Annotated in this window: 11 protein-coding genes and 2 pseudogenes; 4 read left to right on the top strand and 9 right to left on the bottom strand. The window is 70.3% G+C overall.

From position 1 onward, the window contains the following. Positions 1–26: 26 nt before the first annotated feature. The 3 genes and pseudogenes from ACFV9O_RS18815 to ACFV9O_RS18825 form a co-directional block, all read right to left on the bottom strand. A complete protein-coding gene (locus tag ACFV9O_RS18815) occupies positions 27–1,238 on the bottom strand; it encodes a cytochrome P450 (protein ID WP_385419093.1) in 1,212 nt (403 codons plus the stop codon). Positions 1,239–1,485: 247 nt separating this feature from the next. Further along, positions 1,486–1,878 (bottom strand): annotated as a pseudogene (locus ACFV9O_RS18820) (LuxR C-terminal-related transcriptional regulator); the annotation flags it as partial. Positions 1,879–1,900: 22 nt separating this feature from the next. Then, the gene (locus ACFV9O_RS18825) at positions 1,901–2,602 is read right to left on the bottom strand and encodes a TetR/AcrR family transcriptional regulator (protein ID WP_385419096.1); all 702 of its coding nucleotides are present in this window, start codon (positions 2,600–2,602) and stop codon (positions 1,901–1,903) included. A 141-nt stretch (positions 2,603–2,743) separates the two neighbouring features. Between ACFV9O_RS18825 and ACFV9O_RS18830 the strand changes: the two genes are divergently transcribed. Next, on the top strand, positions 2,744–3,988 hold the full coding sequence (locus ACFV9O_RS18830) for a saccharopine dehydrogenase C-terminal domain-containing protein (RefSeq protein ID WP_385419098.1): 1,245 nt from the start codon (positions 2,744–2,746) through the stop codon (positions 3,986–3,988). A 21-nt stretch (positions 3,989–4,009) separates the two neighbouring features. Here ACFV9O_RS18830 and ACFV9O_RS18835 read toward each other — a convergent pair. Further along, positions 4,010–4,204 (bottom strand): annotated as a pseudogene (locus ACFV9O_RS18835) (EamA family transporter); the annotation flags it as partial. Positions 4,205–4,271: 67 nt separating this feature from the next. Between ACFV9O_RS18835 and ACFV9O_RS18840 the strand changes: the two are divergent. Further along, entirely contained in the window at positions 4,272–5,474 is a 1,203-nt protein-coding gene (locus tag ACFV9O_RS18840; protein ID WP_385419101.1) for a tyrosine-type recombinase/integrase, read from the top strand. Continuing rightward, entirely contained in the window at positions 5,467–7,944 is a 2,478-nt protein-coding gene (locus ACFV9O_RS18845) for a tyrosine-type recombinase/integrase (RefSeq protein ID WP_385419103.1), read from the top strand. The genes ACFV9O_RS18840 and ACFV9O_RS18845 overlap by 8 nt, the downstream gene beginning before the upstream one ends. A gap of 59 nt (positions 7,945–8,003) precedes the next feature. Here the strand turns inward: ACFV9O_RS18845 and ACFV9O_RS18850 are convergent, their stop codons facing one another. The 3 genes from ACFV9O_RS18850 to ACFV9O_RS18860 form a co-directional block, all read right to left on the bottom strand. Continuing rightward, a complete protein-coding gene (locus tag ACFV9O_RS18850) occupies positions 8,004–8,822 on the bottom strand; it encodes a barstar family protein (protein WP_385419106.1) in 819 nt (272 codons plus the stop codon). After that, the gene (locus tag ACFV9O_RS18855; RefSeq protein WP_385419222.1) at positions 8,777–9,565 is read right to left on the bottom strand and encodes a DMT family transporter; all 789 of its coding nucleotides are present in this window, start codon (positions 9,563–9,565) and stop codon (positions 8,777–8,779) included. The genes ACFV9O_RS18850 and ACFV9O_RS18855 overlap by 46 nt, the downstream gene beginning before the upstream one ends. A 148-nt stretch (positions 9,566–9,713) precedes the next feature. Continuing rightward, on the bottom strand, positions 9,714–10,331 hold the full coding sequence (locus ACFV9O_RS18860) for a dihydrofolate reductase family protein (RefSeq protein WP_385419107.1): 618 nt from the start codon (positions 10,329–10,331) through the stop codon (positions 9,714–9,716). 155 nt (positions 10,332–10,486) lie between these two features. On the opposite strand from ACFV9O_RS18860, the gene ACFV9O_RS18865 reads away from it, so the two are divergent. After that, a complete protein-coding gene (locus ACFV9O_RS18865; RefSeq protein ID WP_385419109.1) occupies positions 10,487–11,218 on the top strand; it encodes an SDR family oxidoreductase in 732 nt (243 codons plus the stop codon). A 91-nt stretch (positions 11,219–11,309) separates the two neighbouring features. On the opposite strand, the gene alc is transcribed toward ACFV9O_RS18865, so the two are convergent. Both alc and allB read right to left on the bottom strand, forming a co-directional pair. Beyond that, complete coding sequence (gene alc / locus ACFV9O_RS18870; protein WP_385419112.1) at positions 11,310–12,422, bottom strand: allantoicase; 1,113 nt, start codon at positions 12,420–12,422, stop codon at positions 11,310–11,312. Between the two features lie 4 nt (positions 12,423–12,426). After that, positions 12,427–13,770, bottom strand: coding sequence for an allantoinase AllB (gene allB / locus ACFV9O_RS18875; protein WP_385419115.1), 1,344 nt, complete (start codon positions 13,768–13,770; stop codon positions 12,427–12,429). Positions 13,771–13,957 lie beyond the last annotated feature (187 nt).

The following is a 13,957-nucleotide window of genomic DNA, read 5'->3' on the forward strand; positions in this document are numbered from 1 at the left end:
CTGGGAGCGCGCGCCGCGGCGGGGCGTCACCAGCTGACGGGCAGGTGGCGTACGCCGCGGATGAGCATGCCCGGCAGCCAGTCCAGTGGCCCGCCCTCGGGATCGAGAGCGAGGTCCGGGCAGCGCTCCAGCAGCGTCCGGATCGCGATACCCGCCTCCAGCCGCGCCAGCGGCGCCCCCAGGCAGTAGTGCATGCCGTGCCCGAAGGCGAGATGCCCCCGGTTCTCGCCGCGGATGTCGAAGCGGTCCGGCTCGGGGAAGCGGTCCGGGTCACGGTCGGCGGCGGCGAGGGCGACGAGCACCGCCTGGCCTGCCGGGATGACCGCGTCCCCGTAGGAGACCGCCTCGCGGGTGAAGCGCACGGTCGCGGTCTCGACCGGGCCGTCGTAGCGCAGCATCTCCTCGACCGCGCCGTCGAGGAGCCCGAAGTCGGCACGGAGCGCGGCCAGTTGGGCCGGGTGGGTGAGCAGGGCCCGTACCCCGTTGGAGAGGAGATTGACGGTGGTCTCATGGCCGGCGATGAGCAGCAGATAGGCCATGGCGCGCAGTTCGGCCGCGGAGAGCCGGTCGCCGTCCTCGACGGGGGTACCTCCCATGCCCGCAGGGCTGTGGGGGAGTGTGCGCAGCAGCGCCGACAGCAGGTCGTCGGCGGGGCGGGAGCACCGCTTGTCCTCGATGAGCTCGTCCAGATACGCGGCCAGTTCATGGACGGCGGTGCGCTCGGTCTCCGCGCTGGTCGGGGCGACGACTTCGGTGGACCAGGCGCGGAAGCGGCCGCGGTCGGCGGCCGGGACCCCGAGGAGTTCGCAGATGACGGTGATCGGCAGCGGAAAGGCGAACGCGTCGACGAGATCGGCGCGTCCGGCCGGGAGCATCGTGTCGATCAGCTCGTCGGCGATCTGCTGGACGCGGGGGCGCAGCGACTCGACCCTGCGCATGGTGAACTCGCGGGCGACGAGCTTGCGGAGCCTCGTGTGGTCCGGCGGGTCCAGGACCAGCAGATGCGGCCCGATGACCTGCTCGTCGAGCATGACCAGCCCCAGCGTCCCCGGCGACTTCGACAACCGCGGATCGGCGAGCGCGGAGCGGGCCTCCTCGTGGCCGACGACGAGCCACATGCGGTCGCCGTACGGGGTGACCACCTCGTGGACGGGGCCGGTGGCACGGAGCTTGGCGTAGAACGGGTACGGATCGGCGGTGAACTCCGGCCCGTACTCCCCCAGATCGATGACGGCCATCGGCCCAGCGTAAGCCTGCGCGGCGGATCATGTGAGCGTCCGGTGGTGTGCCCGGCGCCGGCGGGTGGGCGGGCCGGGGTGCCCGTCCTCAAACGCCGGACCGGCTGGAAATGCGCCCCGCGCCCGCAGGGCGTCGGGGCAGGGTCCGGGGCGGAGCCCCGCAGGCTTGCCCGCAGTTCGGGAAGGGGCGGGGTGGGGGCAGTGTCCGATATGCGGCTCCGCCGCGTGGCCCCCCGCAGGCGGCGCCCTACGGCGCCGCGTCCTCGTCGAGCAGGCCCGCGTCGTGGACCAGGAGGGCGATCTGGACGCGGTTGTTGAGGCCGAACTTCGCCAGGACCCGGGAGACGTGGGTCTTCACGGTCGGCACGCTCATGCAGAGCGCGGACGCGATCTCCGCGTTGGAGTGGCCGCGGCCGACCGCGACCTCGCGCTGGCGCTCGGCCAGACCGTCGATGCGGGCGCGCGCGCCCGCCCGGGGCGGTCGTCGGTTCGGTGGCCGCGAACCGGGTCATCAGCCGGCGGGTGACGGCCGGGGACAGCACCGGGTCCCCGGCCGCGACACGGCGCACGGCCGCGACGATGCCGGCGGGTGGGGTGTCCTTCAGCACGAATCCCGCGCCGCCCCGGCCCGCAGCGCCCGCCGTTCCGGTCGGCGGTCCCGGTCAGCCGTCCGCGAGCTGTGCGGCGGCACTGCCGATGAGCATGCCGAGCGCCGCCGGATAGGCGCTGACGTTCATCTCCGCCGTGAGGTACGGGGCCGCCGGCGCGATGTGGGGATGCGTGTCGGCCGGCAGCCGGGCGTAGGTGGCCTGCCATACGGACTCGTCCGCCCGGCGGGCCTCCTCGGGCAGCGCGAGCGCGGCCGCGTCCAGCGCGGCGAACGCCAGTGTCTGGTCGATGAAGCAGTGGTAGATCCGCACGGCCGCGGGGGTGGGAAAGCCCGCTCGGTGCAGGACGCCGAGGATGATCTCGTCCGCCTCGATCTCATGGGCGCGCCCGGAGACCCGGCTCGCCGTCAGCACGGCCGCCTGCGGATGCGCGAGATAGGCACCGTGGATGCGCAGGCCCAGCTCACGCAGGTCCGCCTGCCAGTCGTCCGTGGGGGACCAGCCCCGCAGGGCACGGCCGATCAGTTCGTCGCCCACAGCCAGAGTCAGCTCGTCCATCCCGCGGAAGTAGCGGTACAGCGTGCTGGGGTCGGCCCCCAGGGCGGCGCCCAGCCGCCGCGCGGTGAGTCCCGCGCTGCCGTGCTCACGCAGCATCCGCAGCGCGGTCGCCACGATCAGCTCTTCCGAGATCACCACGCCCTGTTTGGTGGGGCGGCGGCGTCGCCGCCGGTGTTCCGGCACCACCTGTTTCGGCATCGGCCCGTCCTGCCCTCCGCACCCCTCGCGCCCCGGGCGCGCTTATGCCAACGCCATTGACCCTATCAACGGCCCCCGCGTTTCATCGAGGCACGGGGCGCCGCCTCGGGTAGACCTCGGGCTGAGGGAAAGGACCTGGTTGTGCGGATTTTGCTGATCGGCGCCGGTGGGGTGGGGACGGCGATCACCCGGATCGCCGCCCGCCGTGGCTTCTTCGAGCGGATGGTCGTCGCCGACCACGACGCGTCGCGTGCCGAGGCGGCTGTCGCGGACCTCGCCACGGCCGGGGCGGGCGCCGGCCCCCAGCGGGAGGGCCGGTTCGCCGCCGCCCGGATCGACGCCTCGGACGAGTCGGCGGTCACGGACCTGCTCGTACGGGAGCGTTGTGACGTCCTGGTCAACGCGACCGATCCACGCTTCGTCATGCCGCTCTTCCGCGCGGCGCTCGCCGCCGGTGCCCACTACCTGGACATGGCGATGTCCCTGTCGCGGCCGCATGCGGAGCGTCCGTACGAGGAGTGCGGGGTCAAGCTCGGGGACGAGCAGTTCCTGCTGGCGGACGACTGGGAGAAGTCGGGCAGGCTGGCGCTCGTCGGAATGGGCCTGGAGCCCGGACTGTCGGATGTGTTCGCCCGGTACGCCGCCGACGAACTCTTCGACTCCATCGAGGAGATCGGGGTCCGCGACGGTGCCGACCTGACCGTGGACGGCTACGACTTCGCGCCCTCGTTCAACATCTGGACCACGATCGAGGAGTGCCTCAACCCGCCGGTGGTCTACGAGAAGGACCGCGGCTGGTTCACGACGCCGCCCTTCACCGAGCCGGAGGTCTTCGACTTCCCGGAGGGCATCGGACCGGTCGAGTGCGTCAACGTCGAGCACGAGGAGGTCCTGCTGATCCCCCGCTGGGTCGACGCCGGCCGCGTCACCTTCAAGTACGGCCTCGGTGGGGACTTCATCAACACGCTGCGGGTCCTGCATCAGGTGGGCCTGGACCGGACGGCACCCGTCACGGTGCCCGGGCCCGAGGGGCCGGTGCAGGTTTCGCCCCGTGACGTCGTCGCGGCGTGTCTGCCCGACCCGGCCACGCTCGGCGACCGGATGCGTGGCAAGACCTGCGCGGGCACGTGGGTCAAGGGGCTCAGGGACGGCCGGCCGCGCGAGGTGTACCTGTACCACGTGGTCGACAACGAGTGGTCCATGAAGGAGTACGGGTCCCAGGCCGTGGTCTGGCAGACGGCCGTCAATCCCGTCGTCGCCCTGGAGCTCGTGGCGAACGGCGCGTGGACGGGCGCGGGGGTCCTGGGACCGGAGGCCTTCGCCCCCGGGCCGTTCCTCGACCTCCTCAAGGAGTACGGCTCACCGTGGGGCCTGCGCGAGGAGTAGTCCGCACGCCTCGCGCACGGGTCAGCCGTCGGTCGTCCGGTCCGCCGCCCGGCGCCCCCACCACGTTCCCGCGAGCACGAGAGCCGCACCCACGAGGCCCGGCACGCCGAGGTGTTCGTGGGCGACGAGGATGCCGGCCGCGGCGGCCCACAGGGGTTCGGTGCCGAGGAGGAGGCTGACGCGGGAGGGGGAGGTGCGGCGGACCGCCCACATCTGCTGTGTTAACTGCACCTTGTTTGGCTCGTTGGACGGGGCGACACGCTGTCTCTCCAAGGAGTCCTTCTTGTCTCAGGATCTTCACCGCCAGCTGATCGAGGGACGAGCCGATGTCCCCCGCCTGGGCTCGGTAATCGAGCTCACCACCCTCCATCCGCCGTACGCCGTCGTTGACGCGTCCGGTGAAGTGGTCGAGCCCGTCATGCCGTACCTGCGGGAGCTCGCCCTCGATGACAACAGTCCGCTGACGTGCCGCAGCTACGCCTACGATCTGCTTCGCTGGTTCCGGCTGCTGTGGCTGCTCTCGGTGCCGTGGGACCGGGCCACCCAAGCCGAGGTGGCCGCCCTGGTCGGCTGGCTGCGCGTCGCGGCCAACCCTCAGCGGCGGCGGAGCAATCCGGCCACCCCTCCACCTGGCTCGGTGAACCCGCGGACCGGCAAGCAGTACCTCAAGGCCGGATACGCCCCGTCCACAATCAACCACGCGCTCACCGTCGTCAGCAGCTTTTACGCCTTCCACCGGCACCACAACCGTGGTCCGCTGGTCAATCCAGTTCCCGAGTCGCTCGCCCGCAGGCGGGCTCTGGCCCATGGCAACCCGACGGAGCCAGTCCCGACGTTCCGCCGCGCCCGACTGCGGCAGCGGGTCCCGCAGACCGATCCGCGCGCCATCCCCGATGTGATGTGGGACGAGTTCTTCAACGCCATGACGCACGACCGAGACCGGGCCGCCGTCCTGCTCTACGTCTCCAGCGGCTCGCGAGCCAGTGAACTGCTGGGGGTCACGCCGGGAGACATCGACTGGCCCCGCCAGACGATCTACGTGGTGTCCAAGGGCACAACGGAACGCGAACCCGTGCCCGCCAGCCCGCAGGCTCTGGCTGTGCTTGCCGCCTACCTGGACGAGGTCGGCCTGCCACCCGCCCACGAGCCGGTGCTGCGGACCCGCCGAGGTCCGGACAAGCCGCTGAGCTACTGGGCGATGCGCCGCATCGTCCAGCGCGCCAACGACAAGCTCGCCACCAACTGGACACTCCACGACCTGCGTCACACGGCCGCGAAGCGCATGGCCAACGACCCCAGCCTCACTCTGGCCGAGGTACGGGCGATCATGCGGCACTCCGACCTGGCCACCACCGGCCGCTACCTCAACTCCCGGGTCGAAGATCTCTTCGACGCCCTGCAGCAGCACTACAACCGGCCTCGCGTCGAGCGGAGCTTCGCACCCGGCTACGACCCCGACGACTTCAAGGCGGTGTTCGGTGGTTAGCCGAGGAACCCTCGCCGACACCTACACCAGCCGCAACCGGCGAACCATCGTGCGCGAGGCCGAGGCCCCACATCCGACCCGGTTCGCCAGCGCCCACCTCAAGGCCGCCCCGGCGCCCAGGCCCGAGAACCCGCCGGCCCCGCTCGGCGACCTGTCCAAGGCCCCGATCACCGAGCTCTGCCGGCTGTCCTCGGAGACCTTGAACGGCAGAACCCGCTCCCTGGGCGAGAAGCGCCGACGCGGCATCCGTATGCTCTTCGGCCACCTGGAGTCGCTGCCCGGCACCACTTGGCAGGAACGCTGGGAAGCCAGCGGCTTCAACGACGAACAGGCCCCCTCGGTCAACATCCTGGGCCGTCCTGACGGCCGCGACCGCAGCGACCTGATCTCGGCCGTGAAGTGGGCGTTCTGCAGCCGTGTCATCCAGCCCTCCCTGTCGGGCTTCCGCGCGAACAAGTTCGTCGAGTACGGAGAAGCCTTCCGCGAACTGCAGAACGACCCCCAACTGGACGCCTACTTCGCCGCCGTGGATGCCGAGCCCCGGCTCGACCCCCGACACCGCATCCGCGCCAAGTTCGATCTGACCTGTGCACTGACCACACAGGGCATCGCCATAGAGCACCTGACGCCATCGGCCCTGCTGCACTACTCACTGGAGAACCGACGCCTCGGGCTGACCTACGGGGCGAACAACACGATCAACAAGAAGACGCGATTCGCGGCTCTCGGCACCTGGGAGATCCTCCACAAGATGGGGCACTTCCCGCCGGGCACCGCTCCGACACTGCGGACGTTCATCTACAACGGCCAGTACACCGTCGAGGAGCTCGTCGACCGCTACGGCATCAAGCACCAGGGCGTCCGACAACTGCTGATCGACTACCTCACCCGTCGTCGGGCGGACACCGACTACATCACCGCGGAGGCACTGGCCCGCAACCTGGCCGGGCTCTTCTGGGCCAAGATCGAGGAGATCAATCCCGACCAGGCCGACCTCGCGCTCAGCCAGCACGTCTACGACCAGTGGCGGGCCGACCTGCAGTACTGGACCAGAGACAAAACCAAGATCCGCAAGGACACGGCGTCCATCCTCCTCGCGGTCCGCGGTCTCTACGTCGACCTGCACAGCTGGGCCGTCGAGGAGCCCGAGCGATGGGGCCAGTGGGTGGCCCCGTGCCCGATCCTGCCCCGCGACTTCACCGGGTTCGGCAAACGGCGCCGCGAGATCAACCGGCGCATGGCCGACCGCACCCGGACCCGTCAGCCCCTACTGCCCGTCCTGGTCCAGCACCTCGAAGCACGCCATGAGCGGCTTGCCGGCCTGCTCGAGGCCGGCAGCCAGGTCCCCCTGGGAGGCGAGTTCGTGCACGCCGGACGGCACTACCGGCGCTCTCAATCCCGAGAAGACCAGCGCCGGGCCAAGGTGGGCCTGAGCCTGACCGTCCGGGTCGTCGACACCGCCACCGGAGAGCTCATCAATGTGACGCTCGCCGAGGACGCGGCCTTCTGGGAGTGGGCCGCGGTCGAGGTGCTGCGCCACAGCGGCGTCAGGATCGAGGAGCTCAGCGAGCTCACCCACCTGAGCATTCGCCAGTACCAGCGACCCAACGGAGAGGTGATCGCCCTCCTCATCGTCGCCCCGTCCAAGAGCGAACGCGAACGCGTCATCCCCATGTCCGCCGACCTCTTTCACGCCGTCGCCCAGGTCATCCGCCGGCACACTCGCGACGGGCTCGCCATCCCGCTCGTCTCCCGCTACGACAGTCACGAAAAGACCTGGTCAGAACCGATGCCGTTCCTCTTCCAACGGCAGAACGGCACCGTCCGGACAGTCCTCGCTCCCGGCACTGTGCTCAACATGCTCGCCCGCACCTGCGAAGAGATCGGCCGGACCAACGAGGCTTTCGCCGGATCGAAGTTCACACCCCACGACTTCCGCCGTCTCTTCGCCACCGAGATCGTCAACGGCGGGCTGCCCATCCACATCGGAGCCGCCCTGCTCGGACACCTGAATCTCCAGACGACTCAGGGATATGTCGCCGTCTTCGCGGAGGACATCGTCCGCCACTACCAGGAGTTCCTCAACCATCGCCGATCCCTGCGGCCGCAGGGCGAGTACGGCCAGGTCACCCCGGAGGAGTGGGCTGAGTTCGAGGAGCACTTCGACAAGCGCAAGGTCGAGCTGGGCAACTGCGCTCGCCCCTACGGCACCCCCTGCCAGCACGAACACGCCTGCATCCGCTGCCCCATGCTCCAGGTCAATCCCAAGATGCTGTCCCGACTCGCGGAGCTTGAAAAGGATCTCCTGGTCCGCCGCAAGCGTGCCGAGGAAGAGCAGTGGCTGGGCGAGATCGACGGCATCGACATGACGCTGACGTTCCTGCGCGCCAAGCAAGCTGAAGCAGCCCGCCTCACGCGCAGGCCAGCCGTCGACCTCGGCCTGCCCCGACCCCGTTCCGAAGGAGACTGAAACTCCCCATCACGCGTGGCGACTGGCCTTCCAAGGCCACCAGTTGAAGCGACAAGCAATCACTGCAGGATGACTTGAATGCCCTGCTCCTGGAAGATCTCCAGGAGCAGGTCGAACTGGGGTGCCTCGCCTTCGCCGGTGGCCCTGAGTTCCGCCAGCCGTGCCCTGGCCACAGCCGAGTGCTGCCACTGCAGGGTGAACGGGGAGGTTGCACCCCAGCCGCCTCTCGAGCAGTCGACGAGAGCATCCAGATTCCATCCGAAGTATCCACCGGGTCCATTGATGGCTTCACCGAGCGCGCAGTAGAAGCTGTCCACATCGACGCAGTGTCGGCCGTCCAGGGTGAAGACCTGACCTGCGGGAGCGTCGAGCTTCCCCCGACGCTGGTACTCCCGCGACCAGAGCGCGACCGACAACCAGGCGTGCCTATCCACGGGATCGAGAACCTGCCACATGCCCGTGCGGTTCAGGCGACCCGTGCGGATCAGGTCCCATATCTCGCCTGCTCCAGGCAGGGCTTGATCACACCAGAGAGTCACCGTGACGTCTACGAGGCCGGCTCCGCGGGCGGAGGGCCGGACGTCAACGACAGTGACGTCGTTAACGAAGTAGGACCCCATGGTGGCGCCCTCGGCGTCGAGGATCTCGATCCAGGCATTCCCTACCAGGGCGCGACGACTGCCAACGTGGTCCAGGCTGTTCAACAGGCCGCCCTGCGGCAGGCAACCTACGAGGTGCACTCGGCGTGCTCCCTCTTCTTCCTGAAGGGGCGTGAACAACCCCTCGGCCTCGTGAGAAAAGCCCCAGAAGTCGGGGTCGTCCTCGTCTGGGGTCAGAGCGTACTTCTGCCCCTCGCTGCCCCGGCCTGGTGTTCGCATCGCTCTCCCCATGAGAGCGCTGATCCTACTCGTGAGGGTGAAGTGCAGAGAAGCACGAAGAAGGCGAAGAGCGTGCAGAAGACGGAGAGGAACAGCAGCCCGGCCCACTCGCGCGGTCCGAAGTCCGCGGCCACTGCCCACGGCGCGGCCCCGGTCCCCGGGGCGGCGGAAAGGACCGCGAAGACCAGGACCGCGCTGCCCAGTTGGACCGTGGTCAGCGACAGGGAGCCGGCGGACCGGACGGCCCTGATCCGGGACATGGCCAGCACGTGGACGGTACGGGCGGCGGCGGCGAGCAGCATCAGCAGATCGCCGGCCGACGGGGCGGTGAAGCCCCCGCCCTGGGTGAGCAGCACCACGCCCACGACGGAGAGCGCGGCGGCGGCCAGGAAGGACCGGGGAGGCCGGGTCCTGGTCACCGCCGACTCCGCGAGCGGGGTGAAGATCATGGTGAGGCTGATGATGAGCCCGGCGTTGGTGGCCGAGGTGTGGACGACGCCGTACGTCTCCAGCAGGAAGATCCCGCTCAGGACGAGCCCCAGCAGCCCGGCACCGCGCCACTGGCCCGCCGTGAGCCGGCGAAGATCGCGCCGCGCGGCCACGGCCAGCACCGGCAGCACGACCGCGAAGCGAAGCACCAGGACGGCGACGACCGTGTGCGCCGTGGTGATGCCCTTGGCGGCGAGATAGCTCGCGCCCCAGACGACGGCGACCAGCAGCACCGGCAGATCGGTGAGCCACATGCGGCGTGGCGCGAGGGCGGGTGCGGACGCGGATACGGCGTACGACGACACGGGCCTGGTCTCCAGCAGCTCGGACGGGGTGGAGACTTCGGCGGCTCGCACGCGGAGCGATCAACGTACCGGGGCAGGCCCGTGAGTGCTACATGTTTCAGTCCGTCTCGTACGTTCCGTACTCGGGCCGCCCCGCCAGTTCGTACGTGTGGATGGCGACCCCCGCGCCGGTGGTCCTGGCGTCGGCGTGCCGGAACGCGGTGGGCTCGGCGCCGTCGGCGAACAGGCGGCGGCCCCTGCCGAGGACGACGGGGAAGACGAGCAGATGGAGCGTGTCGATCAGGTCGTGCGCCATCAGGGACCGGGCGAGGCCGCCGCTGCCGTGCATCTGCAGCTCACCGTCCGTGCGCTCCTTCAGCGCGGTGACCTCCTTGACCACGTCGCCGCCGAGGATGGTGGTTCCCGCCCAGTCGGCCTTGCCGAGCGTGGTCGACGCGACGTACTTCGGCAGTGAGTTGAGCTTCGAGGCGACCGGGTCGGCGGGGTCGGTCATCCCGGGCCAGTAGCCGGCGAAGATCTCGTAGGTGCGGCGGCCGAGCAGAAAGGCGGCGGGCCGGTCGAAGACCTCGGTGATGAACCGGCCGAAGTCCTCGTCCCAGTACGGCACGGTCCAGCCGCCCAGGTCGAACCCGTCGCTGGTGTCCTCGTCCGGTCCGCCGGGCGCCTGGCAGACGCCGTCGAGTGTCAGGAACTGGGTGAGGCTGAGCTTTCCCATGGCGGATGCCCTTCGGTGCCGTCGGTGCATGTGTCATGAGCTCTGACCCCAGGGGAGCACGGAACTCATCGCCATGTCCGATCGCCGCCAGCATGCGGGTGGCCGGACGGCTGTCATTGAAGCCGCAACCACTTATGCGGATGTTGGAGGCTTCGATGAACGGCAAGGTGGCACTGGTGACCGGCGGCAGCCGCGGGATCGGCGCGGCGACCGCGCTCCGGCTCGCGGCCGGCGGGGCGGATGTCGCGATCACGTACGTGCAGGGGAAGGAGGCGGCCGACGAGGTCGTGCGCGGGATCGAGGCGGCCGGGCGGCGCGGCCTCGCCCTCCGGGCCGATGCGGGGGACGCCATCGAGGCCGCGGACGCGGTGGAGCGCGCCGCGGCGGAGCTCGGGCGGCTCGATGTGCTGGTCAACAACGCGGGCGTGGGCCTGCTCGGCCCGCTGGAGTCGCTGTCCCCCGCGGATGTCGACCGCGTACTCGGCATCAACGTGCGCGGTGTCTTCCTCGCCTCGCAGGCGGCGGCCGCGCGCATGGAGCGCGGCGGGCGGATCATCACCATCGGTACGTGCATGACGCAGCGCGTGCCGGGCCCCGGCGGCACGCTCTACGCCATGAGCAAGTCCGCGCTGATCGGCCTGACCAAGGCCCTGGCACGGGATCTGGGCGGGCGTGGCATCACCGCGAACATCGTCCACCCCGGACCGGTCGACACGGACCTGAACCCGGCGGACGGCCCGTACGCCGGGGCCCAGAGCGCGCTCACCGCCCTCGGCCGCTTCGGCGTTCCGGACGAGGTGGCGTCGATGGTCGCCTACCTCGCGGGCGACGAGGCGGCCTACATCACCGGGGCCGAGTTCTCGGTGGACGGCGGCCACGCGGCCTGACAAAGGTGCGTGGGGCGCACCGGTGCTGTCGTTCCGGTGCGCCCCACGGGTGGGGCCCCTCCCACGCCGAAGGCTGTGGGGGAGGGTGTCGTCAGCCGCCCAGCTCCCGGTGGCGGGCGGTCAGGGCCGCCTCGCCCTGCTCCGTGAGGGAGCCGAAGAGACGGAGGCGGGAGAAGCCGCCGTCCGGGAAGATGTCGATGCGGACGTGCGTACCGACCGCCGGGGTGTCCAGCACGAAGCGGTGGTTCGTGTCGGGCTGCAGGCGGGTGCGCGGCAGGAACTCGGTCCACTCGCCGTCCTCGCCGGTCCTGATGGACAGGGAGGCCCAGCCCGCCGAGTTGCCCTTGAGGTAGGCGGTGTCGATCTCGACGGCGCGGATCGCGGACTCGGCGACCAGCTGGTAGCGGATCCAGTCGTTGCCCTGGTCCCGGCGGCGGGCGGTCTCCCAGCCGTCGTCCATCTTGCGGGAGCGGCCCGGGTTGATGGTGTTGGTGGGCGGCGAGTAGAAGCGGTTGGACGCGTCCCGGACCGAGCCGCCGTTCTCCAGGGCCACCACGTCGAAGGTGCCGAGCGTGGCGAGCCACTTCGGGTCCGGGACGACCTCGCCGTACACCCGCAGCCGGGCGATGCCGCCGTCGGGGTGCTGGTTGACGCGCAGGTGCGTGAAGCGCTGCTCGGCGGAGACCTCGAAGCCGTTGGCCGCGTGGCCGCCGACCGGGGTGCGCGGGACGAGGGTCGTCCACTTCACACCGTCGGAGAGCAACTCCTCCGGCGTGGGGGCGCCTTCGACGGAGGTTCCCTCGATGGACACGGCCTGCGGCATGTTGCCGCGGAAGTGGGCGGTGTCGACGACGATGCCGCGAATCACGCCGGGGGCGCCGAGACGGATCAGCGCCCAGTCGTGGTCGTCGGCCGTCGGCCACGGGTGCTCGGCCGAGACACCACGGCGGCGGCGGGTCTCCCAGCCGTCCATGATCTTGCCCTTGTGGCCGAAGTGCTCGGGGTCGAACTCGGCGGCCTCGGGGACCAGCAGGTTCTCGCGCTGGGCGAAGAACTCGTCGTTCGCGGCGATCACACCCGCGCCGAGCCTCCGGTCGGCGAGGTTGGCGTAACCGGCGAACGGGAAGTCCGCGGTGCGGTAGTCGGCGTACGGGTCGCCGCCGCCGTACGGGTTCGCGTTGCCGGTGAAGGACGGTATCGCCACGGTTTCAGTTGTTCCTTTCGAGCAGCCGGCCGGTCGGCTCGGCGAGGGTGCCGTTCTCCACGATCCGCGTGCCGCGCAGCCATGTCGACCTCACGACGCCGTGCAGGGTCTTTCCGGCGTAGGCCGTGACCTGGTTGCGGTGGTGGAGCTCGGCGGGGTCGACGGTGAACGTCTCGTCGGGGGCGAGGACCGCGAAGTCGGCGTCGCGGCCGGCCTCGATGGCCCCCTTCCGGGTCAGGCCCGCGAGCTGCGCCGGCGCGGACGACATCCAGCGGACGACGTCCTCCAGGGTGTGCCCGCGCCTGCGCGCCTCGGTCCAGATGGCCGGGAGGCCCAGCTGGAGCGAGGAGATGCCGCCCCAGGCGGACGCGAAGTCGGGCGTCTTGAGGTCGGTGGTGCAGGGTGAGTGGTCGGAGACGACGCAGTCGATCGTCCCGTCGGCGAGGCCCTGCCACAGGGCGTCCTGGTTCTCCGCCTCACGGATCGGCGGACAGCACTTGAACTCGGTCGCCCCGTCCGGGACCTCCTCGGCGGTGAGGGTGAGGAAGTGCGGGCAGGACTCGACGGTGATCTTCACGCCCTCCGCCTTCGCCGCCGCGATCAGGGGCAGTGCGTCGCTGGACGACAGGTGCAGTACATGGACGCGGGCGTCCAGCCGCCTGGCCTGGGCGATGAGGTTCTCGATCGCGGTGTTCTCCGCGTCGCGCGGGCGGGACGCGAGGAAGTCGGCGTACTTCGGGCCGGACCGCTGGGGCGCGGCCGCCAGATGGTGCGGGTCCTCGGCGTGCACGATCAGCAGGCCGCCGAAGCCGGCGATCTCGGCCATGGAGCGGGCGAGCTGCTCCTGGTCGAGCTCGGGGAACTCCTCGACGCCCGACGGGGACAGGAAGCACTTGAAGCCGAAGACGCCGGCGTCGTACAGGGGACGCAGATCCTTGGCGTTGTCCGGGATCGCACCGCCCCAGAAGCCGGTGTCCACGTGCGCCTTCGGCCTGGCCACCTCCTGCTTGGTGCGGAGGTTGTCGACCGTGGTCGTCGGCGGGAGCGAGTTGAGGGGCATGTCGAGCAGCGTGGTGATGCCGCCGGCCGCCGCCGCGCGGGTGGCGGTCCAGAAGCCCTCCCACTCGGTGCGGCCGGGGTCGTTCACATGGACATGGGTGTCGACGAGGCCGGGGAGGACGACGTCGTCACCGACGTCCTCGAGCCGGGCCCCGGCGGGCACCTCGGCGTCGTACGGCAGTACGGCCGCGATCTTTCCGGCGGCGACGGCGACGGATGCGGCGCGCGTCCCCTCGGGGGTGATGACCCGGGTCGAGCGCAGTACCAGGTTCACGTCCGTGTCGGACACCCTGCCCCTCACTTCCGTACAGCGAAATTCAACGAACTGTTGAAGGAGTCTTCACCCCGAACCCGGGCCAGTCAAGACCCACTCGTGTTCACCTCGCGGCCAGGGGTCGCGCTTAGACTTTTCCACAAAGTGGAATTAAGATTTCGATGGACAGAAGGTGGCTATGCACAGGGAGAACGAGGCGAGA

Origin of the sequence: Streptomyces sp. NPDC059909, from assembly GCF_042730885.1 — a bacterium.
GTDB lineage: Bacteria > Actinomycetota > Actinomycetes > Streptomycetales > Streptomycetaceae > Streptomyces.

Excerpts from the sequence above, each read along its gene's own strand:
- ACFV9O_RS18815 (WP_385419093.1), bottom strand. The coding sequence starts at position 1,238 with ATGGCCGTCATCGATCTGGGGGAGTACGGGCCGGAGTTCACCGCCGAT.
- ACFV9O_RS18825 (WP_385419096.1), bottom strand. The coding sequence starts at position 2,602 with ATGCCGAAACAGGTGGTGCCGGAACACCGGCGGCGACGCCGCCGCCCC.
- ACFV9O_RS18850 (WP_385419106.1), bottom strand. The coding sequence starts at position 8,822 with ATGCGAACACCAGGCCGGGGCAGCGAGGGGCAGAAGTACGCTCTGACC.
- ACFV9O_RS18855 (WP_385419222.1), bottom strand. The coding sequence starts at position 9,565 with ATGTGGCTCACCGATCTGCCGGTGCTGCTGGTCGCCGTCGTCTGGGGC.
- ACFV9O_RS18860 (WP_385419107.1), bottom strand. The coding sequence starts at position 10,331 with ATGGGAAAGCTCAGCCTCACCCAGTTCCTGACACTCGACGGCGTCTGC.
- ACFV9O_RS18865 (WP_385419109.1), top strand. The coding sequence starts at position 10,487 with ATGAACGGCAAGGTGGCACTGGTGACCGGCGGCAGCCGCGGGATCGGC.